The sequence below is a fragment of the Streptomyces sp. F001 genome (assembly GCF_004187715.1).
GTDB lineage: Bacteria > Actinomycetota > Actinomycetes > Streptomycetales > Streptomycetaceae > Streptomyces > Streptomyces flavusporus.
This window is the reverse complement of the sequence record NZ_QZWF01000002.1, coordinates 317,619-343,620: the sequence shown is the minus strand read 5'-3', so window position 1 is coordinate 343,620 and position 26,002 is coordinate 317,619. Positions and strand designations below refer to the sequence as shown.

Annotated in this window: 23 protein-coding genes and 2 pseudogenes; 16 read left to right on the top strand and 9 right to left on the bottom strand. The window is 70.9% G+C overall.

Annotated features, from left to right (window positions below):
* The first annotated feature begins 8 nt into the window (after window positions 1-8).
* Both StrepF001_RS09240 and StrepF001_RS09235 read left to right on the top strand, forming a co-directional pair.
* On the top strand, window positions 9-863 hold the full coding sequence (locus StrepF001_RS09240; RefSeq protein ID WP_129797818.1) for a carbohydrate ABC transporter permease: 855 nt from the start codon (window positions 9-11) through the stop codon (window positions 861-863).
* Window positions 860-2,260 carry a glycoside hydrolase family 32 protein gene (locus tag StrepF001_RS09235; protein WP_129797817.1) on the top strand — a complete coding sequence of 467 codons (1,401 nt, stop codon included), beginning with the start codon at window positions 860-862 and terminating at the stop codon, window positions 2,258-2,260. Before StrepF001_RS09240 ends, StrepF001_RS09235 begins: the two co-directional genes overlap by 4 nt.
* On the opposite strand, the gene StrepF001_RS09230 is transcribed toward StrepF001_RS09235, so the two are convergent.
* On the bottom strand, window positions 2,223-3,287 hold the full coding sequence (locus tag StrepF001_RS09230; protein ID WP_129798395.1) for a LacI family DNA-binding transcriptional regulator: 1,065 nt from the start codon (window positions 3,285-3,287) through the stop codon (window positions 2,223-2,225). The two genes, StrepF001_RS09235 and StrepF001_RS09230, sit on opposite strands and share 38 nt — an antisense overlap.
* A 96-nt stretch (window positions 3,288-3,383) precedes the next feature.
* Here StrepF001_RS09230 and StrepF001_RS09225 point away from each other — a divergent pair, with 96 nt between their 5' ends.
* Entirely contained in the window at window positions 3,384-4,211 is an 828-nt protein-coding gene (locus StrepF001_RS09225) for an aldo/keto reductase (RefSeq protein WP_129797816.1), read from the top strand.
* Between the two features lie 58 nt (window positions 4,212-4,269).
* Window positions 4,270-4,869 (top strand): DNA polymerase ligase N-terminal domain-containing protein, encoded by a 600-nt coding sequence (locus StrepF001_RS09220; protein WP_129797815.1) that lies wholly within the window; start codon window positions 4,270-4,272, stop codon window positions 4,867-4,869.
* A 15-nt stretch (window positions 4,870-4,884) separates the two neighbouring features.
* Here StrepF001_RS09220 and StrepF001_RS09215 read toward each other — a convergent pair whose 3' ends face one another.
* The 3 genes from StrepF001_RS09215 to StrepF001_RS09205 all read right to left on the bottom strand — a co-directional run bounded on the left by StrepF001_RS09215 (window position 4,885) and on the right by StrepF001_RS09205 (window position 6,783).
* On the bottom strand, window positions 4,885-5,640 hold the full coding sequence (locus StrepF001_RS09215; protein WP_240797342.1) for a prolyl oligopeptidase family serine peptidase: 756 nt from the start codon (window positions 5,638-5,640) through the stop codon (window positions 4,885-4,887).
* A 56-nt stretch (window positions 5,641-5,696) separates the two neighbouring features.
* Window positions 5,697-6,167, bottom strand: coding sequence for a peroxiredoxin (locus tag StrepF001_RS09210; RefSeq protein WP_129797814.1), 471 nt, complete (start codon window positions 6,165-6,167; stop codon window positions 5,697-5,699).
* A gap of 94 nt (window positions 6,168-6,261) precedes the next feature.
* Window positions 6,262-6,783 carry a MarR family transcriptional regulator gene (locus StrepF001_RS09205; RefSeq protein WP_129797813.1) on the bottom strand — a complete coding sequence of 174 codons (522 nt, stop codon included), beginning with the start codon at window positions 6,781-6,783 and terminating at the stop codon, window positions 6,262-6,264.
* 199 nt (window positions 6,784-6,982) lie between these two features.
* Between StrepF001_RS09205 and StrepF001_RS09200 the strand changes: the two genes are divergently transcribed.
* The 4 genes and pseudogenes from StrepF001_RS09200 to hemC all read left to right on the top strand — a co-directional run bounded on the left by StrepF001_RS09200 (window position 6,983) and on the right by hemC (window position 10,632).
* On the top strand, window positions 6,983-7,672 hold the full coding sequence (locus tag StrepF001_RS09200; protein WP_129797812.1) for a response regulator transcription factor: 690 nt from the start codon (window positions 6,983-6,985) through the stop codon (window positions 7,670-7,672).
* 72 nt (window positions 7,673-7,744) lie between these two features.
* On the top strand, window positions 7,745-8,728 hold the full coding sequence (locus tag StrepF001_RS09195; protein WP_129797811.1) for an ATP-dependent DNA ligase: 984 nt from the start codon (window positions 7,745-7,747) through the stop codon (window positions 8,726-8,728).
* A 143-nt stretch (window positions 8,729-8,871) separates the two neighbouring features.
* A pseudogene (locus tag StrepF001_RS09190) lies at window positions 8,872-9,647 on the top strand (NPP1 family protein).
* Window positions 9,648-9,696: 49 nt separating this feature from the next.
* Window positions 9,697-10,632, top strand: coding sequence for a hydroxymethylbilane synthase (gene hemC / locus StrepF001_RS09185; protein ID WP_129797810.1), 936 nt, complete (start codon window positions 9,697-9,699; stop codon window positions 10,630-10,632).
* Between the two features lie 9 nt (window positions 10,633-10,641).
* Here the strand turns inward: hemC and StrepF001_RS09180 are convergent, their stop codons facing one another.
* Window positions 10,642-11,163, bottom strand: a complete 522-nt coding sequence (locus StrepF001_RS09180) for a hypothetical protein (protein WP_129797809.1) — start codon at window positions 11,161-11,163, stop codon at window positions 10,642-10,644.
* Window positions 11,164-11,576: 413 nt separating this feature from the next.
* Here StrepF001_RS09180 and StrepF001_RS09175 point away from each other — a divergent pair, with 413 nt between their 5' ends.
* Window positions 11,577-12,371, top strand: coding sequence for a SigB/SigF/SigG family RNA polymerase sigma factor (locus StrepF001_RS09175; RefSeq protein ID WP_129797808.1), 795 nt, complete (start codon window positions 11,577-11,579; stop codon window positions 12,369-12,371).
* Between the two features lie 6 nt (window positions 12,372-12,377).
* On the opposite strand, the gene StrepF001_RS09170 is transcribed toward StrepF001_RS09175, so the two are convergent.
* Window positions 12,378-12,701, bottom strand: coding sequence for an ANTAR domain-containing protein (locus tag StrepF001_RS09170; RefSeq protein WP_240797341.1), 324 nt, complete (start codon window positions 12,699-12,701; stop codon window positions 12,378-12,380).
* A gap of 123 nt (window positions 12,702-12,824) precedes the next feature.
* Between StrepF001_RS09170 and StrepF001_RS09165 the strand changes: the two are divergent.
* Window positions 12,825-13,618: pseudogene (locus StrepF001_RS09165) on the top strand (VOC family protein).
* A 44-nt stretch (window positions 13,619-13,662) separates the two neighbouring features.
* On the opposite strand, the gene glgX reads toward StrepF001_RS09165, so the two are convergent.
* Window positions 13,663-15,810: a glycogen debranching protein GlgX gene (glgX, locus tag StrepF001_RS09160; RefSeq protein WP_240797340.1), complete on the bottom strand. Its 2,148-nt coding sequence runs from the start codon at window positions 15,808-15,810 to the stop codon at window positions 13,663-13,665.
* Window positions 15,807-16,322, bottom strand: a complete 516-nt coding sequence (locus StrepF001_RS09155) for a pep a2 (RefSeq protein WP_129797806.1) — start codon at window positions 16,320-16,322, stop codon at window positions 15,807-15,809. Before StrepF001_RS09155 ends, glgX begins: the two co-directional genes overlap by 4 nt.
* 306 nt (window positions 16,323-16,628) lie before the next feature.
* Between StrepF001_RS09155 and StrepF001_RS09150 the strand changes: the two genes are divergently transcribed.
* The 6 genes from StrepF001_RS09150 (at window position 16,629) to StrepF001_RS09125 (ending at window position 25,562) form a co-directional block, all read left to right on the top strand.
* The gene (locus StrepF001_RS09150) at window positions 16,629-16,925 is read left to right on the top strand and encodes a DUF5133 domain-containing protein (protein WP_129798392.1); all 297 of its coding nucleotides are present in this window, start codon (window positions 16,629-16,631) and stop codon (window positions 16,923-16,925) included.
* 72 nt (window positions 16,926-16,997) lie between these two features.
* The gene (locus tag StrepF001_RS09145; protein WP_129797805.1) at window positions 16,998-18,995 is read left to right on the top strand and encodes an alpha-1,4-glucan--maltose-1-phosphate maltosyltransferase; all 1,998 of its coding nucleotides are present in this window, start codon (window positions 16,998-17,000) and stop codon (window positions 18,993-18,995) included.
* Window positions 18,992-20,710 carry a maltose alpha-D-glucosyltransferase gene (treS, locus tag StrepF001_RS09140; RefSeq protein ID WP_129797804.1) on the top strand — a complete coding sequence of 573 codons (1,719 nt, stop codon included), beginning with the start codon at window positions 18,992-18,994 and terminating at the stop codon, window positions 20,708-20,710. The genes StrepF001_RS09145 and treS overlap by 4 nt, the downstream gene beginning before the upstream one ends.
* A 28-nt stretch (window positions 20,711-20,738) precedes the next feature.
* The gene (locus StrepF001_RS09135; protein ID WP_129797803.1) at window positions 20,739-22,121 is read left to right on the top strand and encodes a maltokinase; all 1,383 of its coding nucleotides are present in this window, start codon (window positions 20,739-20,741) and stop codon (window positions 22,119-22,121) included.
* A gap of 4 nt (window positions 22,122-22,125) precedes the next feature.
* A complete protein-coding gene (gene glgB, locus StrepF001_RS09130; RefSeq protein ID WP_129797802.1) occupies window positions 22,126-24,363 on the top strand; it encodes a 1,4-alpha-glucan branching enzyme in 2,238 nt (745 codons plus the stop codon).
* Between the two features lie 110 nt (window positions 24,364-24,473).
* Window positions 24,474-25,562: a glutamate--cysteine ligase gene (locus tag StrepF001_RS09125; protein WP_129797801.1), complete on the top strand. Its 1,089-nt coding sequence runs from the start codon at window positions 24,474-24,476 to the stop codon at window positions 25,560-25,562.
* 123 nt (window positions 25,563-25,685) lie between these two features.
* Here the strand turns inward: StrepF001_RS09125 and StrepF001_RS09120 are convergent, their stop codons facing one another.
* On the bottom strand, window positions 25,686-25,919 hold the full coding sequence (locus StrepF001_RS09120) for a DUF6480 family protein (protein WP_129797800.1): 234 nt from the start codon (window positions 25,917-25,919) through the stop codon (window positions 25,686-25,688).
* Window positions 25,920-26,002 lie beyond the last annotated feature (83 nt).

Sequence of the window (26,002 nt, the reverse complement as noted above, 5' to 3'; positions counted from 1 at the left end):
TGAGTCCCTTGAGCCAAGCAACCCTGTCCGTGAGCCGTACGCGGTACTCGCTCGCGCCGTGGGCCCGGATCGCCGGGCTGGCCGTGTGCGCCCTGCTGACCCTGGGCCCGGTCATCTGGACCGTCTCCACCTCGCTGCGCACCCCGGCCGAGGCCTTCGACCTGCCTCCGAAGCTCATCCCGACGGACCCGTCCGCCGACGCCTACCGCGGGGTGTTCGACCAGATCGACGTCTGGCTGCTCGCCCTCAACTCGACACTGGTGACCGCGCTGATCGCGGTGGGCCAGATGATCACGGCCGGGCTGGCGGGATACGCCTTCGCCCGCCTCGAGTTCCGGTTCAAGAAGCCACTGTTCGGGCTGGTCCTGGCGACCATGATGGTGCCGCTGCAGGTCACCATCGTGCCGGTGTTCCTGGTGCTGAAGTCGATGGGCCTGACCGACACCCTGCTCGGCCTGATCATCCCGGCCTTCCCGACCGCCTTCGGGACCTTCCTGATGCGCCAGTACTTCCTGGGCATGCCGAAGGACCTGGGCGAGGCGGCGATGCTGGACGGCTGCGGGCCCTGGCGGATCTTCCGGTCCGTGTACGCCCCGCTGGCCGCACCCGGACTCGCGATCGTCGGCGTACTGGCCTTCAACTACCACTGGAACGAGTTCTTCCGCCCGCTGATCCTGGAGACCTCCGGCCAGAACTACACCCTCCCCCTGGGCCTGGTCTCCCTCCAGGGCAACCTGGGCACCGGCTCCATCTCGGTGGTGCTCGCCGGTGTCGTCCTCTCCATGATCCCCGCCGTCGCCGTGTTCGTCGTCGGTCAGCGCCCTCTCCGCGAGGGCATCACGTCCGCAGGAGTCAACCGTTGAGCCTCGCCGCTCAGTCCACGGACCCCGGCGCCCCGCGCTTCAGGGTCCGTCCCCCCGCCAACTGGATCAACGACCCGAACGGCCCCTTCCGTTGGCGGGGCCGCCACCACCTCTTCTACCAGCACAACCCCGACGCCCCGGTGCACACGAACGTCCACTGGGGCCATGTCTCCAGCCACGACCTCGTCCACTGGGAGCACCATCCGATCGCGCTCTCCCCGACCCCCGGCAGCCCGGACGAGGCGGGCTGCTGGTCGGGCTGCGTGGTCGACGACGACGGCGTGCCGACGGCCGTGTACACGGGCGTCGACCGGCAGCACACCGGCCTCGGCTCGATCTGCCTGGCGCGGGCGTTGATGCCTCAGGACGAGACACTGACCGACTGGAGGCCACTGCCCACGCCGGTGGTGACCGGGCCGCCCGCCGGCCTGGACGTGGTGATGTTCCGCGACCCGTTCGTGTTCCACAGCGGTGGCCGGCGGTGGGCCCTGGTCGGCGCGGGGCACGCCGACGGGACTCCGTCGGTGCTGCTGTACGACTGTGACGACCTGGCCGACTGGCGGTTCGCCGGGGTGCTCCTCGACGGCAACGACCCTGTCGCAGCGGACGTGTTCGGGGACAAGGCGGTCGGCTGGGAGTGCCCGCAGCTGTACGCGACGGCGGGCGGGGAGTGGGTGCTGGTGGTGTCGCTGTGGGACGGAGACCCGTGCGCCACCGGTTATCTGACGGGCCGTCTCGAGCAGTACGAGGAGGGCGAGTTGCACTTCGCGGCGCGCACCGGCGGGCGGCTCGACCACGGTCGGGACTTCTATGCGCCCGCCGTGCTCCAGGAGCCGGACCGGGCGCTCATGTGGGGCTGGTCCTGGGAGGCGCGTGAGCAGAGCGAGGTCGATCGCGCGGGGTGGGCCGGTGTCCTGACCGCGCCGAGGGTGGTGGACGTCCACCCCGACGGCGCCCTGCGAGTCGTACCGGCTCCGGAACTCGAACTGCTGCGTGCGGCCGAGCCGTTCGTCACCTCACCGGGCCATCGCACACCGCTGCCGGAGGCGTACGACCTGACCGTGACCGCATCCGGCCGGGCCACCGTGAGTCTGCTGCGGTCCGTCTCGGGCGCGGAGCTGACGGTCCTGCTGGACCCGGACGCGGGCACGGTGACACTCGACCGCAGTGACTGGCCGAGGGCGCGGCCGGACGGATCAGCACCGATCGTCGTGCGGGCACCCGCCGGCCAGGTGCGGATCCTCGTCGACGGCTCGCTGTTCGAGCTGTTCGTCGGCGACCGGGCCACGGTCACCGAGCGGGTCTACCGGCGACCGGACGATGTGCCCGAGCTCGTCGTCACGGGTTCCGGGGCCACGGTCACCGGCTGGGAGCTGGTCCCACCGACGCACGGCTGATCACGGGGCAGGCCAGGCGCCGTACCGTCGCGGGCGGCGTCCTGCCGGTGTCGATGGAGTCGAGGACCAGCCGTGCGGCTGCCTCGCCCATCGCTCGGTGGGGCAGCGCGACAGTGGTGAGGGGCGGTGTGAGGAACTCGGCCATGTGTTCCTGGTCGTCGTAGCCGACCACCGACAGCTCGCCGGGGACGGCGATGCCGAGCCGGGTCGCGGCATGCAGGGCGCCTGCCGCGACCCGGTCGTTGTAGCAGAAGATCCCGGTGGGGCGCCGGCCGGCGGGGACGCCGTCGAGGACGTGGAGCGCACCCTCGTACCCTCCGGTGATCTCGCCTCCGCTCCGTACCACCCACTCCTTGGGAACGGTGATGCCCTCGGCGCGCAGGGCGTCCCGGAAGCCGCGCAGGCGGTCGACGGAGGCGATGTCGTCCTGGCCGCCCACCACGGCGACCCTGCGGTGCCCCTCGTCCAGCAGCAGCCGGGCCGCCGTACGGCCTCCCGCCCGCTCGGCGGGGATGACGGCGGGCAGGGAGTCGTCCTCGGGCAGACAGTTGGCGAGGACGGAGTGGGTGCGGTGCAGGCCCTCGGGGACGCGGACACGGCGCAGCGACATGGCCGCGTAGATGATGCCGTCCACGCGTCGGTCGAGGAGTTCGGCGACGGCCGCGTCCTCCTTGGCCGGATCGCCGCCGGAGTCGATGGTCAGGACGAGGTGCTCGCTGCCCCAGGCGGTCTCCATCGCGCCGCGCAGCAGCCGGCCGGCGAACGGCGACGAGGCGATCTCGTCGGTGACCAGGCCGATCACGGCCGTACGGCGGCGGCGCAGGCCTCGCGCGACAGGGTCGGGGCGGTAGCCGAGCTCGGCGGCGGCCCGGCGGATGCGCTCCTGGGTGGCGGGCGAGAGATTGCCCTCGGCGCGGCCGTTGAAGACGAAGGAGACAGCCGTGTGCGACACACCGGCGAGCCGGGCGACGTCCCGTGACGTGGGACGCCCCGATCCCGTCGGCTGCTTCTCCTCGGTGCCGCCCATGCCGTCCGCTGCCCTCATCCCCCACCCGTCCAATTGATCAATCCTCACCCTATCCGTGACACTGGATGTACGGCACAGTCGAGGGAAGGTCGGACGGTGATCAGCATCCCGCTGCACACGCTCAACGACGGCACGAAGATCCCCGCCATCGGTCTGGGTACCTGGCCGCTGGACGACGCACAGGCGCAGCAGGCGGTTCTCGACGCCCTGGAGCTGGGCTACCGCCTCGTGGACACGGCGGCGAACTACCGCAACGAGACCGGGGTCGGCCGTGCCGTCGCCCGCAGCGGTGTCCCGCGCGAGGAGGTGGTGGTGACGACGAAGCTCCCGGGCCGGCACCACGGTTACGAGGAGACCCTCGCCTCCTTCGAGGAGTCCCGCGCCCGTCTCGGCGTGGACTACGTGGACCTCTATCTCATCCACTGGCCGCTGCCCCGCGTCGACAAGTACGTGGACTCCTGGAAAGCCATGATCAAGCTGCGTGAGGACGGCCTCGTCCGGTCGATCGGCGTCTCCAACTTCACGGCCGCGTACATCGAACGGCTGGAGAAGGAGACCGGAGTCCTGCCCTCGGTCAACCAGATCGAGCTGCACCCGCTGTTCCCCCAGGACGACCTGCGCGCCTTCCACGCCGGCAAGGGCATCCTCACCGAGAGCTGGACCCCTCTGGCCCCCGGCGACGTCCTGGACGATCCCGTCGTGACCGGCATCGCCGATGCCCTCGGGGTGACCCCCGCCCAGGTCGTCCTGCGCTGGCACACGCAGTTGGGCGCCCTGCCCATCCCGAAGTCGGCGAACCGGGAGCGGCAGCGCGAGAACCTCGACATCTTCGGCTTCACCCTGGATCCCGGCCGGATGAGCGCCCTTGCCGACCGGGCTCATCGGCGCCTCGGTGGGGATCCCGAGGTGCACGAGGAGTTCTGAGCGGGGCGTTGCGGGCACCGCCGGCGGGGTACTCGGGGCGCTCGGGAAGGAGGCGCTCGTGGGCGAGAAGGACCGGCTGCGGGACTACCGCGGCAAGCGTGACTTCGGGCGGACCCGTGAGCCGGAGGGGCGTGCGGCGACGTCCGGCGAGGAGCCGCGGTTCGTGGTGCAGATCCATGACGCCGGCACCCTGCACTTCGACTTCCGGCTTCAGGTGGACGACGTTCTGAAGTCCTGGTCGGTGCCGAAGGGGCCCTCCGACGATCCCAAGGACAAGCGGCTCGCCGTGCCCACCGAGGACCATCCGCTGGAGTACGAGGAGTTCGAGGGCGTCATACCGGCAGGCGAGTACGGCGGCGGCACGGTGATCGTGTGGGATCACGGTACGTACGAGCCGTTGAGCCACGACCGCACGGGGCGGCCGGTCGGTTTCGGGGAGTCGCTGGAGCGCGGGCATGCCAGGTTCCGGCTCAACGGCTCGAAGCTGCACGGCGAGTACGCGCTGACCCGGTTCCGCGGCGGTGCGGACGACGAGGCCTGGCTGCTGGTGAAGGCGGGCGGCGCACAAGGGCGGGGCACGCCGGATCCCCGTCGGGCCCGTTCGGTGCGCAGCGGTCGTACGCTCGCCCAGGTGGCCGCCGACGTCCGGGAGGACTGAGCGCCCGTCGCGCGTTCAGCGCAGGTGGCGTTCGAAGTGGTCCATGGCGGTGTCCATCGAGTCCCGCCACCGCCAGGAGAAGGTGTGCCCCTCGCCGGGATACTTCACCAGCCGGACGTCCTTGCCCGCCGCCTCGAACGCGGCGGCGGTCTGCTCCGACCACCTCGGGGGGCAGGTGTCGTCGGCGGTGCCGTGGTGGATCAGCAGCGGCTCGGTCACGCGGTCGACATAGGTGACGGGTGAGATCTCCTTCCAGAAGGCGGGGTTCTCCCGGGGGCTGCCGTGTCCGGCCTCGGTCTCGGCGACGACCGGGTCGCCGTTGCGGCGCTGGAAGTGGTGGAGGTTCTCGGCGGGGCGCGAGCTGACCGGTGCGTGGACCACGGCGGCGTCCACCAGGCCCGGTGCCACCACCAGCGTGTTGTACACGACGCCGCCCATCGACCGGCCGAGCAGGCCGATGCGGTCGTTGTCGATCTGGGGGAGGCCGGACGAGCGCAGGGCCTGCACGGCGGCGATCGCCTCATAGGTGATCGCGTACTGGGTGTAGGCGTCGGTGCGCAGCCGTACGGTACCGAGCCGGAGGCCGGATCCGTGGTGCTCCCGGGCGATGAGGCCGGGGATCGACACGGGGTCGGGCGGCTTGGACGTGGGAGTGTCGGGGGCCGGCGACGCGGTGCGGGTGGGCGTCGGCGGTCGGTGCGCGGCGAGGGTCGCCGTCCCGTCGTGCAGCCGACGGCGGGACAGGCAGACGGTGACGCAGGCCTTGCCCACCAACCGTATGCCGCCGGTGTCACCGACGGGGCGCGGTCGCGCGGGCTCCCGTACGATCAGGCCCGATGTGAGCGCAGGGCGGCCAGGGCACGGTCGGCGTGTGTGTTCATGCGCAGTTCGCTGCGGACGACCTCGAGGACCGTGCGGTCCTGCGCGATGACGAAGGTGACGCGCTTGGTGGAGGCCAGCTGGAATCCCCGCTTCACGCCGAAGCGTTCACGGACCGTGCCGTCGGCGTCGGACAGCAGCGGCATGCCGAGCGTGTGGCGTCCGGCGAACTCCTGCTGCCGCTCCACCGGGTCGCCGCTCACGCCCACCGGCCGTGCGCCGACGGCGGCGAACTCTGCGGCCAGATCGCGGAAGTGGCAGGCTTCGGCGGTGCAGCCGGGGGTCATGGCGGCGGGGTAGAAGAACAGCACCACCGGCCCCTCGGCGAGGAGTTCGGACAGGCGCCGCGGCGTACCGGTCTCGTCGGGCAGTTCGAAGTCCTCGACCTTGTCGCCGGCGACCGGCTGGGACGGGGGCACGGTTCCTCCTCTGGTGGCCTGGCGCGTGAGCTTACTGGACAGTACAGAGGTGTCCGGAAGGCACCCGCAACGGGCGGCGGTTGTGGGCTGTGGGTCAGGAGGGGGCCGTCTGGGCGGTGGGCCGCTGCTCGGTGTCGTCGTCGACGGCCGCGGCGAGGAAGTCGTCGACCATGCGGTGGAAGAGGGTCGCGAGCTGCCGCAGTTCCTCCGGCGACCAGTCGGCCAGGGCCAGCTGCATGCCCCGGGCGCCGACATCCCGGATCCGCTTGATGGCCTGCCGGCCGGTCTCGGTCAGCTCGATGCGCTGGGCGCGCCGGTCGTCGGGGTCGGGTACGCGGGTGACGTACCCGGCCTTCTGCAGCTGCTGCACGGTGCGGGTGACGTGCGAGGCCTCCACGCCGAGCCGGTTGGCCAGCTCTCCCGGGCGCATCGGCTCCGAGTCCGCGACCTGTCGCAGCAGCGCCACGGCGGCGCGGTCCAGCGGCACCTCGGCCAGGGCCATCAGCCGGTCGTGCTGCCGGGCGCGGGTGCTGAGGTAGGTGATACGGGTCAGCGCCCGCTCGATCTCGGTCACTTCTGGGGAAGCAGGCGCGGCGGGGATCGGGGGTGTGGGCATGGGACCCACTTTACCATCTTGTTGCGTAACTCAAGTAATTCAGCATGCTTGCCTGACTCAAGTAACCGCGGAGGGAGGCCCTCCCCATGACCACGCTGAAGTCCGTGCCTCCACGCGGGGCACCGTCCCGAGGGGGGATTCGAGGTCACCACCCGACTGACGCCGTACCCCACCGCCCAGGCAGGGGAAGACGGAACTCATGACCATCCGCGTGCTGCTCGCCGACGACCAGGCCCTGCTGCGGGCCGCCTTCCGCATTCTGATCGACTCCTGCGAGGACATGGAGGTGGTGGGCGAGGCCACCGACGGCGCCCAGGCGATCGACCTCGCCCGTACCCACCGGCCCGACCTCGTCCTGATGGACATCCGTATGCCCGGCACCGACGGCCTGGCCGCAACGTCCGCCATCTGCGCCGACCCGGAGCTGTCCGCGACCCGGGTGCTGATCCTGACGACCCTCGAGATCGACGAGGACGTCGCCGAGGCACTACGGGCCGGCGCGAGCGGCTTCCTCGGCAAGGACGTCACCGCCGACGGGTTCCTGGACGCCCTGCGGACCGTGGCCTTCGGCGAGTCCCTGCTCTGCCCGCTCGCCACCCGCGCCCTGATCACCCGCTTCCTGGCCACGCCCGCCGAGGGTTCCCGGCTGGCCACCCCGGAGGACCTCACCGCGCTGACCGCCCGCGAACGCGAGGTGATGGGCCGGGTGGCCGAGGGGCACTCCAACGAGGAGATCGCCCAGAAGCTCCTGCTCAGCCCGCTGACCGTGCGCGCACACGTCCACACGGCGATGACGAAGCTGGGCGCCCGTGACCGGGCCCAACTGGTCGTCATCGCCTACCACTCGGGCCTGGTACGGGCCGTACCGCCGCCCTCCGTCGGCCGCTGACCCCACCCGCCGTTCAGGGGATTCCTGTGGGCGGGGCGCGTGGCACCGCCCTGCCTCGTCGACGCCTAGGCCGTGACCCTGCCGCTGATCGCCCCGATGCTCGCCACGCCCGGCACGCTGCCGCCCGCCGCACAGGACGCGCGGTGGGCCTACGAGACCAAGCAGGACGGCCAGCGTGCGGTGGTCTACCTGCCCGGCGACGGCAGTGTGCTGCTGCGCGCCCGGTCCGGCGAGGACATCACCGCCACCTACCCGGAGCTGCTGCCGCTGGGCGGCGCCCTCGGCAGCACGCCCGCGGTGCTGGACGGGGAGGTCCTGGCACTGGACGAACAGGGGCGCGCCGACTTCCAGTTGCTGCAGTCCCGTATGAGCCTCGCACACGCGCCGTCCCGGGCGGCCCGCCGGGCGGCGCAGGAGCCGGTCCACCTCGTACTGTTCGACGTGATGCACCTGGCGGGGCACTCACTGACCGAGCAGTCCTACGTCCGGCGGCGCGCCCGGTTGGAGGGGCTGGGCCTCGACGGACCGTTCTGGTCGACGCCGGGCGCGCTCGTGGGGCACGGCGAGCAGGCGCTGCAAGCCACTCTCGAGCACGGCCTGGAGGGCCTGGTCTGCAAACGGCTGGACTCGGTGTACGAGCCGGGGGTGCGCTCCCGGGCCTGGATCAAGATCCGCAACATGCGCGGCGAGGACGTCGTCGTGGGCGGCTGGCTGACCGGCAAGGGGCGGCTGACCGGCCTGCCCGGCTCGGTACTGCTCGGTCAGCGCGACTCTGCCGGACGGCTGCGCTACGTGGGCAACGTGGGCACCGGCTGGAACGAGGCCGAGCGGACGGAACTGGCGGCGCTGCTGCGGACGCTCACGACCGACGTGTGCCCCTTCCACCCCGTGCCCCCCGTGGCGGGCGCCCGTTGGGTGCTGCCGCGACTGGTCGGCGAGGTCCGCTTCACCACCCGCACCAGGGCCGGGCTGCTGCGCCAGCCGTCGTGGCTGCGGCTGCGGCAGGACCTCACGCCCGAGGAGTCCACCGCCGACCTGCCCGAACACCTCGCCTGACACTGCGTCAGCAGGAAGTTGTCGGCTGTCCTTCACCAGGGGGACGCCTGTGACCTCTTGGCCTGGAAGGGAATCCCGGGGAAGCTGAACTGCCCTTTCCCCCCACAGCCGTTGGGCTGCGCCCGAATCAGGAGGAGGACGCAGTGTCGTCACCGAAGTCCACGCTGCACCGCAGGAGATGGCTCACCGGCCTGGCCGGCGCCGTCGCGCTCGTCGTCGCCTTCCCCGCCACCGCCTTTGCCGCCCGCCCCCCGCCCTGCCCGCGAACGCCGACAGCCAGGAGCGGACGTACCAGCCGGCCTTCGACTACGACACGGACGGCTGCTACTCCACGCCCGCCGTCGGACCCGACGGCACCGTCAACGGCGGCCTCAACCCGACCGGCGCACTCAACGGCAGCTGCCGGGACGCCTTCGACCTCGACAACACCAACAGTTACTCGCGCTACAAGTGCAACAACGGCTGGTGCGCCTACATGTACGGCCTGTACTTCGAGAAGGACCAGGCCGTGGCGGGCAGCAGCATCGGCGGGCACCGCCATGACTGGGAGCACGTCGTGGTGTGGGTGCAGAACAACCAGGTGCAGTACGTCTCGACGTCCAACCACGGTTCGTTCACCGTGCACACCGCATCGCAGATCCGTTTCGACGGCACCCACGCGAAGATCGTCTACCACAAGGACGGCATCAGCACGCACTGCTTCCGTGCCGCCAACTCCAATGACGAGCCGCCGGAGAACCACAAGGGCACCTGGCAGTACCCACCGCTGGTCGGCTGGAACGGCTACCCGGCCGGCGTGCGCGACAAGCTGACCTCGTACAACTTCGGCAGCGCCAGCTTCGGTCTGAAGGACGGCAGCTTCAACTCCCACCTCGCCTCGGCGAAGCCGTCGGGCATCGCGTTCGACCCGAACGCCTGATCCGCGGTCTCGGGAGCGACGGGGACCGGCAACGGTCTATCGTGTCCGCATGCCGGTCCCCGATCTGATCCGCATCGTCTCCCGCGACTCCCCCATGGCGCTCGCCCAAGTGGAGCGCGTACGCGCCGAGTTGGCGGCCCTGCACCCGGACGTGCGCACCGAGGTCGTGCCGGTGAAGACCACCGGTGACAAGTGGATGGGCGATCTCGCCAAGGTCGAGGGCAAGGGCGCGTTCACCAAGGAGGTCGACGCGGCACTGCTGGCCGGTGCGGCCGATCTCGCGGTGCACTGCGTCAAAGACATCCCCGCCGACCGGCCGCTCCCGGCGGGCACGGTGTTCGCCGCGTTCCTCAAGCGCGACGACATCCGCGACGCCCTCGTACACCCGGGTGGCCACACCCTCGACGAACTCCCGCCCGGCACCCGGATCGGCACCTCCTCCGTCCGCCGCGTCGCCCAACTGGCCGCCACCCACCCGCACCTGGAGTGCGTCCCGTTCCGCGGCAACGCCAACCGGCGGCTGGCGAAGCTGGCCGCCGGCGAGGTGGATGCGCTGCTGCTCGCCGTCTCCGGCCTGGAACGCATCGGGCGCCGCGATGTGATCAGCGAGATCCTCTCCCCCGAGACGATGATGCCGCCGATCGGCGCGGGCATCCTCGCCCTGCAGTGCCGCGAGGGCGACGACGACCTCATCGACGCCGTCAGTGCGCTCGGTGACCCGGACACGCACCGGGAGGCGACGGCGGAGCGCATGTTCCTGCACGTCCTGCAGGGCCACTGCAACAGCCCGATCGCCGGGTTCGCCCGGGTGGACCGCGGCGGCGAGCTGTCCCTGCGGGCCTGTGTGTTCACCCCCGACGGCAAGACGCGGCTCAACGCCCACGAGTGGGCCGGCCGCCTCGACCCGGCCACGCTCGGCACCTCGGTCGCCGTGGCCCTGCTGCGTCAGGGCGCCCGCGAGATCATCGACGGCATCCCGCACTGACCCGTCCGGTCAGGCGGTGCCCTCCTCCGCCTGACCGCGCAGGAAGTTGCTCACCTGGTGGGCGAGGCTCTCCCGGCCCGCCGCGGAGGGGGCGCAGGAGGAACCCTCGGACAGGCCGGTGCCGCCCGCCCACAGCCGGCGGTCGGTCCAGTCGTCGTCCACCCGCAGCTGCACCTGGACGTCGACCCGGTCCAGGGCGGCCTCGGGTCCGGCCGCGTACAGCACGGCGGTGGCGCGGCGCAGCGGGTAGACGTCGTAGCCCTCGATGAACTGTGAGTTGCGCCAGTCCAGGAACGCGCTCTCCCCGTCGGGGCCGATCCGTACGTCGATCTGGCCGTCCTCGAGGTGGATGCCGAACTTTCGCTCGCCGCGGTTCTCGACGGTCACGCGGACCCGGAAGTACGTCAGTCCCTCGGCGGCGTCGTCGCGTCCCCGCGGCGGCTCGGCCCGCTCCAGTCGGTGGACGCGGACGCGCAGGCCGGCATGCTCGTCGTACTCCTGCCAGTCCCCGACCACGTTCGGCTCGTACACGGTCCACCTCTCGAACTCTCGAAGCTGCTTCCTATCCGTGGGCTCGGCGCACTGTCAAATGAGCAGAATGCGCCGTGGCCAGGGAATTCACCCGTTTGATCGCTGATCAAGCCGTGCGCAGGGAGAATCGGCACGGGCGGGTTCACCGGCGTGCCGCACATCACGTCCGGACACGAGATCAGCGGACCAGCCGCCGACCGGATGTCGACGGTGGAGTACCGCCTGGTCGCAAGGTGTCACGCTATTCACGAAAGGTGTTTCATCCCGGTTTGTCCAGGGAATCTGCAGGGCAGTGCTTCGGACAGGAGGCACGTCCGTGGGAACCGGCTCGCCGGCCCCGGTGTTTTCGTGCGGTCCGAGCGCGCTTCCCACGGTGTCTGTCCACCCGGCACCTGCTGAGGGAGGCGCGCGGTATGCGTACCGCCGGCAGAACGAAGCAACACCCTCACGACGACGCCCCCGACACCGCCGCCGACTTCGAACGGCTCCAGCAGCTCCCCGAGGGCCCGGAACGCAAGGCCCTCCGCGACGAGCTGGTGCGGCTCTGGCTGCCCATGGCGGAGCGCATCGCCGTCCGGTTCCGGGGCCGCGGCGAGGCTCTCGAGGACCTGTACCAGGTAGCGGCACTCGGCCTCGTCAAGGCCGTCGATCACTACGATCCCTCCCGCGGCCGCGCCTTCGAGGCGTACGCCGTGCCGACCGTCACCGGCGAGATCAAACGCCACTTCCGTGACCACATGTGGACGCTGCACGTACCCCGGCGCGTCCAGGACCTGCGCAACCGGGTGCGCCGCTCCGCGAAGGAACTGGCGCACACGACCCCGGGGCGGGCCCCGACCATCGCCGAGATCGCCGCACACGCGCAGCTGAGCGAGAGCGAGGTACGCATCGGGATGGAGGCCCTGGAGTGCTTCACCGCGCTGTCTCTGGAGGCGGAGATGCCGGGCACCGACGGGTACGCCCTCGCGGACGCGATCGGCGGTCCCGACCCGCGCTACGACGTCGTCGTCGACCGGGTGGCGGTGGCACCCTGTCTGCAGGCACTGCCGGAGCGTGAGCGCACCATCCTGTACCTGCGCTTCTTCCGGGGCATGACCCAGAGCTGCATCGCGGAGCAGCTGGGCATCTCCCAGATGCACGTCTCCCGGCTGCTCAGCGCCTGCTTCGCCCGGCTCCGCGAGGAGCTGCTGGCCGGGACGGTCCGCTGAGGAGGCTCACTGAGGGGGCGCGCCGGGAATCTGCGTCGGACCGTGACGGTCGAGGGCGTCCTCCAGTTCGACGCGGATCTCCGGGGGCAGCTCCCCCCTGCGGCCCCAGATCAGAATCAGTTCCGCGACATTGCGGAGCTTGATGTTCGTGTGCTGGGAGACCTGTTTCAGCACCGCCCACCCCTGGTCCGGCGTCACCCGCCCCAGCGCGACCATCATGCCGATGGCCTGGTCCACCACGGCATGGGAGGCGAGGGCTTCCTTGAGCTGGGCCACTTCGTCCTGCAGTGCCTGGACCTGGTCCGTGGCGTCCGGCGGTACGCGTGTCACCCCTCCATCCTCCCACCGGTACTGCCACCTGCCACCGGGGTACTCGGCAGGCGCCAGGACCGGTTCCGGTTGGACACTGGTGCCAGACCGGTAGCTGCCGGTCGACGAGACCAGGACGACGCCATGACACATGACTCGACACCCGCCTTCCCTTCGACGGACGTCATGTCCACGCACACCACCGTGGGTGCGCCCTGCTGGGTGAGTCTGACCAGCCACGATGTACGGGCCACCGAGGAGTTCTACACCGCTGTGCTGGGCTGGGAGTGGCGGAAGGTCAAACTCGGCGAACACTTCCGGATCGCCCTGGCGGACGGGGTACCGGTGGCGGGGATCGCCGCGGTGGCCTCCATGTGGCAGATGGCGGTCGCCTGGACGCCGTACTTCGCGGTCCGCAGCGCCGACGAGGCCGTCGGCCGGGTCCAGGAGCGCGGCGGCACGACGGCGGTCGGACCGATCTCCCTGCCGCCCGGACGGGCGGCGCTGCTGGCCGACCGGGACGGCGCGACCTTCGGCATCTGGGAGGGCGAGCTGCCCTCCGACTGGGACACCTGGCGCCGCGCGGCATCGGCCTTCATCCGGCTGCACACCCGCGATGCCTTCGACGCCGCGATCTTCTACGGCGAGGTCCTCGACTGGGCGTCCGCGCCCTCCGGGGGCTGCGAGGTCACCTACGAGGGGGAGGAGGTCGTCATGCGCATGCGCGGGGAAGTCGTGGCGCGGATCGAGTCCGGCGCGCTGGAGACCGCCCCCGACCCCAGTATCCGGCCGCACTGGCAGGTCCACTTCACGGTCGGCGACGTGGCCGCCTGTGCCCGGGCCGCGGTGGCGCACGGCGGGAGCGTGCTGAGCGAGGGCGCCGAGGAGGCGGTCCTGCCGGCGCCCAGTTCACGGTGACGTCACGTCGCGCACGGTAACGCCGGGCCGGAGCCGCGCGCGGCGGACGCCCGGCCCGGCCCGCTCACTGCGCGTTGCGCGACGGCCGCGAGAGCAGCACGAGACTGCGGGCCTCGACGGTCACACCGGTGCCGGCCTTGTGCTCCCGCTCGTCCGGGATGCCCTGGGGGTCGGCGGTGTCGATCAGGGCCGTCCAGCGTTCGCCGTAGGTGATGTCCGGCAGCCGGAAGTCCACCGGCTCCCAGTAGCTGTTGAGGAGCAGCAGGAAGGAGTCGTCGATCACGGGGCGGCCGTAGGCGTCGGGTTCGGCGATGGCGTCGCCGTTGAGGAAGACACCGACGGAGTGCGCGTCGGAGCGCTGCCAGTCCTGGTCGGTCATCTCGCGGGCGTCCGGCAGCAGCCAGACCAGGTCGGGCAGCGGCTGCCCGGCGTGCGTCACCGTCTCGCCGCGGAAGAAGCGGCGCCGGCGCAGCACCGGGTGCGCGGCGCGCAGTGCGATGACGTACCGCGTGAAGTCCCGCAGCTCGCGCTGCTCCTCGGTCAGCCGCCAGTCGATCCAGGAGACGTCGTTGTCCTGGCAGTAGGCGTTGTTGTTGCCGCCCTGGGTACGGCCGAGTTCGTCTCCGTGGCAGAGCATGGGGATGCCCTGCGACAGCAGCAGCGTGGCGAGGAAGTTGCGCTGCTGGCGGGCCCGCAGCTGAAGGACACCGGGGTCGCGGGTCGGACCCTCGGCGCCGCAGTTCCAGGACCGGTTGACGCTCTCGCCGTCCCGGTTGCCCTCGCCGTTGGCCTCGTTGTGCTTGTCGTTGTACGACACGAGGTCGCGCAGGGTGAACCCGTCGTGCGCGGTGACGAAGTTGACGCTGGCCCGCGGTCTGCGTCTGCTGTGCTGGTACAGGTCGGAGGAGCCGGTCAGCCGGGACGCGAACTCGCCCAGCGTGTGTTCGCCGCCCCGCCAGAAGTCCCGGACCGCGTCCCGGTACTTGCCGTTCCACTCCGACCACAGCGGCGGAAAGTTGCCCACCTGGTAGCCGCCCTCTCCCACGTCCCACGGCTCGGCGATCAGCTTGACCCTGCTGATCACGGGGTCCTGCTGGATCAGGTCGAAGAACGCCGACAGCCGGTCCACCTCGTGGAACTGCCGGGCCAGGGTGGCCGCGAGGTCGAAACGGAAGCCGTCGACGTGCATCTCGGTGACCCAGTACCGCAGCGAGTCCATGATCAGCTGCAGGACGTAGGGGTGGCGCATCAGCAGGCTGTTCCCGGTGCCGGTGGTGTCGTAGTAGTGCCCCCAGTCGCCGTCCACCAGGCGGTAGTACGAGGCGTTGTCGATGCCGCGGAAGGACAACGTGGGGCCCTTCTCGTTGCCCTCGGCGGTGTGGTTGTAGACCACGTCGAGGATCACCTCGAGCCCGGCCGCGTGCAGCGCCCTGACCATCGACTTGAACTCGGCGACCTGCGAGCCGCGGCTGCCGTGCGCGGCGTAGGCGTTGTGGGGCGCGAAGAAGCCGATCGTGTTGTAGCCCCAGTAGTTGGACAGGCCGCGGTCCTGCAGATGACCGTCCTGCACGAACTGGTGCACCGGCATCAGTTCGACGGCGGTCACGCCCAGCGAGATCAGGTGGTCGACGATCGCGGGGTGGGCGAGTCCGGCGTAGGTGCCGCGCAGTTCGGGCGGCACCTCCGGATGGGTGCGGCTGAGCCCTCGTACATGTGCCTCGTAGATCACGGTGTCGGCGTACGGCCGCCGGGGCGGGCGGTCGTCGCCCCACTCGAAGGCCGGGTCGGTGACCACGCCGAGCATGGTGTGCCCGGCACTGTCGGCCGGGTCGGGGCCGGCCGTGGAACGCTCGTACAGCGAGGGGTGGTTGTCGATCTGGCCGTCCACTGCGGTGGCGTACGGGTCGAGCAGCAGCTTGGCCGGGTTGCAGCGCTGTCCGAGGGCCGGCTGCCACGGGCCGTGCACCCGGTAGCCGTAGCGCTGCCCGGGGCCGATCTCGGGCAGATAGCAGTGCCAGACGAAGCCGTCGACCTCGGTCAGCGGGACGCTGCGGTGCCGCCCGCGGTCGTCGACCAGGACGAGTTCGACCCGTTCGGCGACCTCGCTGAACAGGGCGAAGTTGGTGCCCTTGCCGTCGTGGGCGGCACCCAAGGGATAGGGGTGCCCGCTCCATGCGGGCACCCCGGTCTTCCGGTTCGGCGCTTGCGTCACCGCGCGTCCTCCAGAACGCCGTCGTCCGCCGGGTTCGGCGGGGCGGCCAGTGCGGTGACCGGGAGCTCGCGGGGCACCTGAAGGCCCTCCCGCAGGTTCGGGGCGGGCGCCTTCGGCACCAGGGGAACGCGCTGGCCGGCGCGGGCCCGCTGCGAGAACCAGATGACCTTGCTGCCGGTGTCCGTGGCGCAGCAGCCCCAGCCGTCGCTCATCGCGGCGATATGCTCCAGGCAGGCACGGAGATCCAGGTCCGGGCGGAGCCCGTGGTCGTCACCGCCGACGGCGGTGATCAGGTGCTGGCGGTTCCACCACATCTCGATCGAGGTGCGCTTGTCCGAGGCGTGTTCGTCGATGGCCTTCAGCAGCAGCTCGGCGCTGTGGCAGACGGGCTTGACGAGCAGTTCGAGGTCCCAGTACCTGAGGTGGGCCGCCAGGATGCGGCTGACCTGTCCGACGCGTTCCGGGCTGACCTCCACGTCGAGGTGGTAGTAGCAGGGCACTGCGGTCTTCATCGTCGTGGCTCCTCACCGGCGAGGCTCTCGCTCCTCCTCGCCCTAGCGGGCCGACCCCCGAACACGAAGCGTGAGTGCTGATCGCTTCTGAGTCACCCTCAACAGTGCGGCCGCTAGTCCATTCGTGCAACACGAGCACAACACACCAAGGTCGTTGAAGCTCTAACAAGACGCTGGGTCGCCGTGCGTGCACCATGAGTGAAGGCCTCGATCGCCGTAACGGATCCGTGTCGCCGTGCGCACGGCCGCCGGCCCGACCGTCGGGAACGTGCCCATCGAGCGCCCGGAAGGTGACACGGCGCCATGATGCTGCTACCCGCCAGAGCCGAAGTCGCCCGGCAGCTGCGGCGGTACCGGACCTGGGAGCGCGTGATGCTCGCGGCCCCCGCCGACCGCACGGTGCGGGCCACCTTCGAGGACTCGGGTTACACCCTCTGCGTGCTGATGGGGAAGCGCTGCGCGCGCGAGGCGGCCGAGGCGGCCGAGCGCTATCTGCGCACCAGCCAGGCCACCTACCTGCTGGAGCAGCACGGCCGTCCACGCCCGGCCCGCGTCCACCGGCGGGGACCCCCGTCGGGCCGGCGTTCCCGGGCAAGGCGGTAGTCCCCCTTTCCGGTGCAGGATCCCGAGCCGGGCCCCAGGGGCCCGGCTATGAGTACGACGGAGGTGAGACCCATGAGTACGAGCGAGGCCATCGGCCGCATCCCGGTACGGGACGTCCACCCGGCGGTGGACGGCGGCAGGCGCCCGGCGAAGGCAGTACCTGGAGAGACGTTCCAGGTCACCGCCACCGTGTTCCGCGAGGGGCACGACGCGGTCGCCGCCAACGTCGTCCTGCGGGATCCGCAGGGCCGCCCCGGCCCGTGGACGCCGATGCGCGAACTCGCCCCCGGCACCGACCGCTGGGGGGCCGAGGTCACCCCGGACACCGAGGGCCGCTGGACGTACACCGTGGAGGCCTGGGGCGATCCGCTCACCAGCTGGCGTCGGACCGCCCGGATCAAGGTCCCGGCCGGCATCGACACCGGCCTGGTCCTCGAGGAGGGCGCGAACCTGTACGAGCGGGCCGCCGCCGACGTGCCCGAGCGGACGGCACGCACGGTGATGCTGGACGCGGCAAGGGCCCTGGGGGACGATTCGCTTCCGGTCGCGACGCGCCTTGCGGCGGCGTTGACGCCGGAGGTGGACGGTGTGCTGGGGCGGTATCCGCTGCGGGAGTTGGTGACGGCGTCCGAGCCGTTGCCGCTGCTGGTGGAGCGGGAGCGGGCGCTGTTCGGGTCGTGGTACGAGTTCTTCCCGCGCTCGGAGGGCACGCCGGAGTGTGCGCACGGCACGTTCCGCACCGCCGCGCGCCGGCTGCCGGTGATCGCCCGGATGGGGTTCGACGTGGTGTACCTGCCGCCGGTCCACCCCATCGGGACCACCTTCCGCAAGGGCCGCAACAACACCCTGTCCCCCGCGCCGGAGGATGTGGGGGTGCCGTGGGCGATCGGCTCGCCGGAGGGCGGACACGACGCGGTGCACCCGCAGCTGGGCACGATGGAGGACTTCGACTGGTTCGTCGACCGGGCGCGGGCGCTGGGTCTGGAGGTGGCGCTGGACTTCGCGTTGCAGTGTTCGCCGGATCATCCGTGGGTGGACAAGCATCCGGAGTGGTTCCGGCACCGCCCGGACGGGTCGATCGCGTATGCGGAGAACCCGCCGAAGAAGTACCAGGACATCTATCCGATCGCGTTCGACCGGGACATGGACGGTCTGGTCGCGGAGACGGTGCGGGTGCTGCGGCACTGGATGGCGCACGGGGTGCGGATCTTCCGGGTGGACAATCCGCACACCAAGCCGGTGGTGTTCTGGGAGCGGGTGATCGCGGACATCAACCGCACGGATCCGGATGTGGTCTTCCTGGCGGAGGCGTTCACCCGGCCGGCGATGATGCACACCCTGGCGCAGATCGGGTTCCAGCAGTCGTACACGTACTTCACCTGGCGCACCGGCAAGCAGGAGCTGACGGAGTATCTGACGGAGCTGTCGGGTGCGGCGGCGGCCTACATGCGGCCGAACTTCTTCGTCAACACGCCGGACATCCTGCACGCCTACCTGCAGCACGGCGGCCGGCCGGCGTTCGAGGTCCGCGCGGTCCTCGCCGCGACCCTGTCGCCCACCTGGGGGGTGTACTCGGGCTACGAGCTGTGCGAGAACACGCCGCTGCGCGAGGGCAGCGAGGAGTACCTGGACTCGGAGAAGTACCAGCTCAAGCCCCGCGACTGGGAGACCGCCGAACGCGAGGGACGCACCATCACCCCCCTCATCACCAAGCTCAACACCATCCGCAGGGAGCACCCAGCGCTCCGCCGGCTCAGGAACCTCCGCTTCCACCGGACCGACAACGACGCACTCATCGCGTACAGCAAACGCACGGGCACCGACATCGTTCTGGTGGTCGCGAACCTCGACCCCCACCACCCCCAGGAGGCCACGGTCTCGTTGGACATGCCGCAACTCGGCCTGGACTGGCACGAGTCGGTGCCGGTGCGCGACGAGCTCACCGGCGAGACCTATCACTGGGGCAGGGCCAACTATGTGCGCCTGGAACCCGGCAGGGCCCCGGCCCACGTGTTCCACGTCCAGCGGTCGCCCGCCGCGCCGCAGAACGGAGGGCCAGCAGCGTCATGACTGTCAACGAGCCCGTCCCGGACACCTTCGAGGACACGCCCGCCAAGGACCGTGACCCGGAGTGGTTCAAGCGCGCCGTCTTCTACGAGGTCCTGGTCCGCTCCTTCCAGGACAGCAACGGCGACGGCATCGGCGACCTCAAGGGCCTGACCGCCAAGCTCGACTATCTGCAGTGGCTCGGCGTGGACTGCCTGTGGCTCCCGCCGTTCTTCAAGTCGCCGCTGCGCGACGGCGGTTACGACGTCTCCGACTACACCGCCGTGCTGCCCGACTTCGGTGACCTGGCCGACTTCGTGGAGTTCGTCGACGCCGCCCACCAGCGCGGTATGCGCGTCATCATCGACTTCGTCATGAACCACACCAGCGACCAGCACCCGTGGTTCCAGGAGTCCCGCAAGGACCCCGACGGCCCCTACGGCGACTACTACATGTGGGCCGACGACGACAAGCAGTACCAGGACGCCCGCATCATCTTCGTCGACACGGAAGTGTCCAACTGGACCTTCGACCCGGTCCGCGGCCAGTACTTCTTCCACCGGTTCTTCTCCCACCAGCCGGACCTCAACTACGAGAACCCGGCCGTCCAGGAGGAGATCCTGGCCGCTCTCCGCTTCTGGCTGGACCTGGGCATCGACGGCTACCGGCTGGACGCCGTGCCCTACCTGTACGCCGAGGAGGGCACCAACTGCGAGAACCTTCCCGCGACCCACGAGTTCCTCAGACGGGTCCGCCGCGAGATCGACGCGCTGTACCCGGACACGGTCCTGCTGGCGGAGGCCAACCAGTGGCCCGAGGACGTGGTCGACTACTTCGGCGACTTCCGCGCCGGCGGCGACGAATGCCATATGGCCTTCCACTTCCCGGTCATGCCGCGGATCTTCATGGCCGTCCGCCGGGAGTCCCGCTACCCGGTATCGGAGATCCTGGCCAAGACCCCGGCCATCCCGTCCGGCTGCCAGTGGGGCATCTTCCTGCGCAACCACGACGAGCTCACACTGGAGATGGTCACCGACGAAGAGCGCGACTACATGTACGCGGAGTACGCCAAGGACCCGCGCATGCGCGCCAACATCGGCATCCGCCGCCGACTCGCCCCGCTGCTGGACAACGACCGCCACACGATCGAACTGTTCGCCGCCCTGCTGCTGTCCCTGCCCGGCTCGCCGATCCTGTACTACGGCGACGAGATCGGCATGGGCGACAACATCTGGCTCGGCGACCGCGACGCGGTCCGCACCCCGATGCAGTGGACCCCCGACCGCAACGCGGGCTTCTCGTCCTGCGATCCGGGCCGGCTCTACCTGCCCACGATCATGGATCCGGTCTACGGCTACCAGGTCACCAACGTCGAGGCGTCCATGGCGTCGCCGTCGTCGCTGCTGCACTGGACCCGCCGGATGATCGAGATCCGCAAACAGAACCCCGCCTTCGGCCTCGGCTCGTACACCGAACTCCAGTCCTCCAACCCCGCGGTGCTCGCCTTCCTGCGGGAGTACGAGGACGACCTGGTGCTGTGTGTGAGCAACTTCGCCCGTTTCGCCCAGCCGACCGAGCTGGACCTGCGCGAGTTCAGCGGCCGCCATCCGGTCGAGCTGTTCGGCGGGGTCCGTTTCCCCGCCATCGGCGAACTGCCGTACCTGCTGACCCTGGGGGGCCACGGCTTCTACTGGTTCCGGCTCGTCCGCGTCTCATCTCGCATCGGCAGACGGCTGTGAGAGTGCGCCGACGAAAGGAGGCGTCACCATGACGAAGACCGCAACTCTCCGCCCGAGCAGGTATGAGCTCACGCAGTCCATGGCCTCGCTGGACGGGCTGCTGCGCGAATGGCTGCCCCGGCAGCGCTGGTTCGCCGGCAAGGACCGGCCCGTCACCGACCTGCGCCTGCTGTCGCTGACGGAGCTGTTCCCGGGCTGTCTGCATCTTCTGGTGCACGCCGGTCACACGGGCGGCCAGGCCGGTCTCGCGGGGGTGCCCGCCCCCGGCGGCATTCCCCCGCCCGGCGACTGCTACCAGCTGCTCCTCGGGATCCGCGAGCACGCCTCACCACGCCTCGGCCGGGCCCTGATCGGCCGCGCCCATCAGGGCCCGCTGGCCGACATGACGGTCTACGACGCCCTGCAGGACCCGCGGACCGCGCAACTGCTCCTGGAGCGGCTGCGGCACCCCGGCACGGCGGGGCCCCTGCGCTTCGAGGCCGACCCGGCCAAGCCGGTCCCGGCCGGTCTGGTGCCCCGCGTGCTGGACGCCGAACAGTCGAACTCCTCACTGGTGTACGGCGACGAGTTCATCCTGAAGGTCTTCCGGCGTATCCAGCCCGGCGTCAACCCCGACCTGGAGGTGCCGGGCGCGCTGGCCGGGCAGGGCTGCGACCGGGTCCCGGCTCCCGTGGCCTGGTTCCGGACGACCCAGCCGCAGAAGGCGACGCTCGGTGTGCTGCAGCCCTTCCTGCCGGACGCCTCCGACGGCTGGACGCTGGCCCTGCACGCGCTCGGCACCGGCGACGACTTCACCGCCCAGGCCCGTGAGCTGGGCCGGACCACCGCCGAGGTGCACCTCGCGCTGGCCGCGGCCTTCCCGTCCGGGGGGCGCTGCGAGAACGGCCGTACGGCGGCTGCGATGACGGACCGGCTGGACGAGGCTGCGCACAGCGTCCCGGGGCTGCGGCCGTTCGTGCCCGGGCTGCGGTCGGCGTTCAGTGCGCTGCTGACCTGCGATCCGGGGCCGCCCGCCCAGCGGATCCACGGCGATCTGCATCTGGGGCAGGTGTTGCGCGCGGGCCGTGAGTGGTTCGTCATCGACTTCGAGGGCGAACCGTCCCGCCCGCTCGCCGAGCGGCGCAGCGCCCAGTCGCCCGTCCGGGACATCGCGGGGATGCTGCGTTCCTTCGACTACGCGGCCCGCCAGCGCCGCCCGTGGCGTCCGCGGTGGGCACGCCGGTGCCGGGAGGCCTACTGCGCGGGCTATGCCGCCCGGGCCGGCTGGGACCCGCGCAAGAAGCACGGCCTGCTCCGGGCCTACGAGACCGACCGGGCCGTTTACGAGGTGCTCTACGAAGCCAGGCACCGTCCGGACTGGCTCCCCGTACCGATGGCGGCGATCGAACGACTCGCCGTGAGAGGAGACTGAAGCCGTGGCGCTGCGCGACATCTCAATCCCGGAGCCCTCGGGCCCGCTCCCGCCCGCACGAAAGGCGGGCGGAAGTGCCCCGCCCCTGGACCCGGCCGACCGGGAGCGCCTGCTGGCCGGTTCCCACCACGACCCGCACGCCCTGCTCGGCGCGCACCACGTCCCCGGCGGGATCGCCGTGCGGGCGCTGCGGCCGTTCGCCCGCGCGGTGAGCGTGCTGGTCGACGGCAAGCGCATCGGCCTCGTATCGGAGGGCGACGGCTTCTTCTCCGGCGTACTGCCGACGGAGACGATCCCCGACTACACGCTTCTGGTGGCGTACGAGGACGCCGAGCACGAGGTCCATGATCCGTACCGCTTCCTGCCCGCCCTGGGCGAGCTCGATCTGCATCTGATCAGGGAGGGTCGGCACGAGCAGTTGTGGCAGGCTCTCGGCGCCGAGCCGATGATCCATCAGGGCGTCGCCGGCACCCGCTTCACCGTGTGGGCGCCCAACGCCCGCGGCGTCCGCGTCGCCGGGGACTTCTGCTGCTGGGACGGGACGGCGTACCCGATGCGGTCGATGGGCGCGTCGGGTGTGTGGGAGCTTTTCCTGCCGGGCATCGGCGAGGGCACCCGCTACAAGTTCGAGATCACGTCCCAGTACGGCGGCCGGTTCCTGAAAGCCGACCCGATGGCGCGCCGCACCGAGGTGCCGCCCGCCACGGCGTCCGTCGTGACGGCCTCGCACTACGAGTGGGGCGACCAGGAGTGGCTGGCCCACCGCGCGGACACCCCGGTCCACGAGGCGCCGTTCTCCGTCTACGAGGTCCACCTCCCGTCCTGGCGGCCGGGCCTTACGTACTGTGAACTCGCCGAGCAGCTGCCGCCGTACGTCAAGGACCTCGGCTTCACGCACGTCGAGCTGATGCCGGTCGCCGAGCACCCCTTCGGCGGCTCCTGGGGCTACCAGGTCACCGGCTTCTACGCCCCGACGGCCCGCCTCGGCTCACCGGACGACTTCAAGTACTTCGTCGACTCCCTGCACCGGGCGGGCATCGGTGTGATCATGGACTGGGTTCCGGCGCACTTCCCGAAGGACGACTGGGCGCTGGCCCGGTTCGACGGGGATCCGCTGTACGAGCCGGGGAACGCGCAGCGGGCCGAGCATCCGGACTGGGGGACGTACGAGTTCGACTTCGGGCGGACCGAGGTGCGCAACTTCCTGGTCGCCAACGCCGTGTACTGGTGCGAGGAGTTCCATATCGACGGGCTGCGGGTGGACGCCGTGGCCTCGATGCTCTACCTCGACTACTCGCGCGAGCCCGGCCAGTGGACACCGAACGAGCACGGCGGGCGGGAGGATCTGGACGCGATGGCGTTCCTCCAGGAGATGAACGCGACCGTGTACCGGCGGGCGCCGGGCGTGGTGACGATCGCCGAGGAGTCCACCGCCTGGGGCGGGGTGACCCGGCCGACCGACAGCGGCGGACTGGGCTTCGGGCTGAAGTGGAACATGGGCTGGATGCACGACTCGCTGCAGTACATGAGCAAGGAGCCGATCCACCGCAAGTACCACCACCACGAGATGACCTTCTCGATGATCTACGCCTACAGCGAGAACTACGTGCTGCCCATCTCGCACGACGAGGTCGTCCACGGCAAGCAGGCCCTGGTGTCGAAGATGCCCGGCGACTGGTGGCAGCGGCGCGCCAACCACCGCGCGTATCTCGGCTTCATGTGGGCCCATCCGGGCAAGCAACTGCTCTTCATGGGCCAGGAGTTCGCCCAGGGCGGGGAATGGTCCGAGGCGCACGGTCCGGAGTGGTGGCTCCTGGACCCGGACCACTGCGCCGCGGGTGATCACCGCGGGATCCAGGACCTGGTCCGCGACCTCAACGCGCACTACCTGCGTATCCCGGCCCTCTGGCAGCGCGACACCGACCCGGCCGGTTTCCGGTGGGTGGAGTGCGAGGCGGCCGACGACAACGTCTTCGCGTTCCTGCGGTACGACGCCGCGGGCACACCCCTGCTGGCGGTGTCGAACTTCTCCCCGGTCGTCCGCCACGACCACCGACTCGGCGTCCCCGGCGACGTCCCCGCCTGGCAGGAGATCCTCAACACCGACGCCGCCCGCTACGGCGGCAGCGACATCACCCGGCCCGACCCGGTCAAGGCGGAGGCGGAGGGCTCGCACGGCCACCCGGCGAGCGTCCGCCTGACCCTGCCGCCGCTGGCCACGGTCTGGCTGCGGCCGTCCTGACGGGGCGGTTTCCGGGCGTACAGGTGTCCGGGCGGCCTTCCGGGGGCAGTCGGGGACATACGACGGGATGTCCCCCGTGGTCGTAGAGGGTCGTCGAAGGGCCGCTTGACGTGCGCACGGTCGGAGTGGAGGAGGAGCTCCTCCTGGTGGACCCGGAGACCGGAGAGCCGCGGGCCCGGTCCGGCGCGGTGCTCGCCCGGGTCGCTCAGGACGACGTGGACCAGGACGTGTTCGAGAAGGAACTCCATGAGCAGATGCTGGAGTTCGCCACCCACCCGCAGTCGGACATGGGCGACCTGGGCGCGGAGATCGTCCGCTGCCGCGAGGAGGCAGCCCGGCACGCCGGGAAGATCGGGTGCGCGGTCGCGGCGCTCGCCACGTCGCCGCTGCCGGTCAGCCCCGCCGTCGGCACCCACCGCCGCTACCAGTGGATGGAGGAGCAGTACGGGATCGCCACCCAGGAGCAGCTTGTGCTCGGCTGCCACGTCCATGTCTGCGTCGAGTCCGACGAGGAGGGCGTCGCGGTCGTCGACCGGGTGCGGCCCTGGCTCGCGGTGCTGTCGGCGCTGAGCGCCAACTCCCCTTTCTGGCAGGGCAAGGACACCAGCTACAGCAGCTATCGCAGCCGGGTCTGGCAGCGCTGGCCGTCGGCCGGACCGACCGAGATCTTCGGCTCGGCACAGCGGTATCACCAGCGGGTCGCGGACATGCTGGCCACCGGAACCATCCTCGACGAGGCGATGGCCTACTTCGACGCCCGCCTGTCCCGGAACTACCCCACGGTCGAGATCCGGGTCGCGGACGTCTGTCTGCACGCGGAGACCGCCGTCCTCGTCGCGACCCTCGCCCGAGGGCTCGTGGAGACGGCGGCGCGCGAGTGGCGGGCCGGCCGGGAACCGGCCGATCACAGCGTGAGCCTGCTGCGGCTGGCCGCCTGGCGGGCCGCCCGCTCGGGGCTGACGGAGGTGCTGCTCCACCCGGCGGTGATGCGGCCGGCGCCCGCCGAGACGGTCGTACGGGCGCTGCTGGAACACGTCGGGGAGGCGCTCGCCGACAGCGGGGACCTCGACCGGGTGCAGAAGTCCTGCGACAGGCTGCTGCGGCGCGGCAACGGCGCCCGGGTGCAGCGCGAGTTGCTGAAGCGGACGGGCAGCCTGCGGGACGTCGTCGTCGAGTGCGTACGCCACACGCAGACGTGACAGGCGGCACTGAGCAGGCTCGGCGAAGCCCGGTGCGGTTCGGCAGCGCCCCAAAGGGGCGCGGAGAACGGCGCGACCAGCCACGACGCACCCGCAGGTGGCGTACCGAATTCCAGCGGAGCGCTACAGCATCAGTACCAGGCCGTACGCCAGGAAGAAGGCTGCGACCAGCACGACGAGAACGATGATCAGTGTGAGCGGGCCCTTGGCCCAGCCCTTGGTCGGGTTGTGCGTCTCCCGGGGTCCCGCGCCGGGCAGGCTGCTCTCCGCGGGTGGGGTTTCCCCTGGGGGTACGCCGCCGCCCGGTTCCAGGCCTGTCGTGCGCTCGGGCTCCGGATCGGGATTGGTGTGACTCATGTCCTCCGAGTCCCCCGGACACGCCGAGATCATCAGGACGGCTTCAGTTCTCCGTTCCTGGCACGAACCGGTCTCACCTGGGC

Excerpts from the sequence above, each read along its gene's own strand:
- StrepF001_RS09230 (WP_129798395.1), bottom strand. The coding sequence starts at position 3,287 with ATGGGCGGCACCGAGGAGAAGCAGCCGACGGGATCGGGGCGTCCCACG.
- StrepF001_RS09205 (WP_129797813.1), bottom strand. The coding sequence starts at position 6,783 with ATGCCCACACCCCCGATCCCCGCCGCGCCTGCTTCCCCAGAAGTGACC.
- StrepF001_RS09200 (WP_129797812.1), top strand. The coding sequence starts at position 6,983 with ATGACCATCCGCGTGCTGCTCGCCGACGACCAGGCCCTGCTGCGGGCC.
- hemC (WP_129797810.1), top strand. The coding sequence starts at position 9,697 with ATGCCGGTCCCCGATCTGATCCGCATCGTCTCCCGCGACTCCCCCATG.
- StrepF001_RS09175 (WP_129797808.1), top strand. The coding sequence starts at position 11,577 with ATGCGTACCGCCGGCAGAACGAAGCAACACCCTCACGACGACGCCCCC.
- StrepF001_RS09155 (WP_129797806.1), bottom strand. The coding sequence starts at position 16,322 with ATGAAGACCGCAGTGCCCTGCTACTACCACCTCGACGTGGAGGTCAGC.
- StrepF001_RS09150 (WP_129798392.1), top strand. The coding sequence starts at position 16,629 with ATGCTGCTACCCGCCAGAGCCGAAGTCGCCCGGCAGCTGCGGCGGTAC.
- StrepF001_RS09145 (WP_129797805.1), top strand. The coding sequence starts at position 16,998 with ATGAGTACGAGCGAGGCCATCGGCCGCATCCCGGTACGGGACGTCCAC.
- treS (WP_129797804.1), top strand. The coding sequence starts at position 18,992 with ATGACTGTCAACGAGCCCGTCCCGGACACCTTCGAGGACACGCCCGCC.
- StrepF001_RS09135 (WP_129797803.1), top strand. The coding sequence starts at position 20,739 with ATGACGAAGACCGCAACTCTCCGCCCGAGCAGGTATGAGCTCACGCAG.
- StrepF001_RS09120 (WP_129797800.1), bottom strand. The coding sequence starts at position 25,919 with ATGAGTCACACCAATCCCGATCCGGAGCCCGAGCGCACGACAGGCCTG.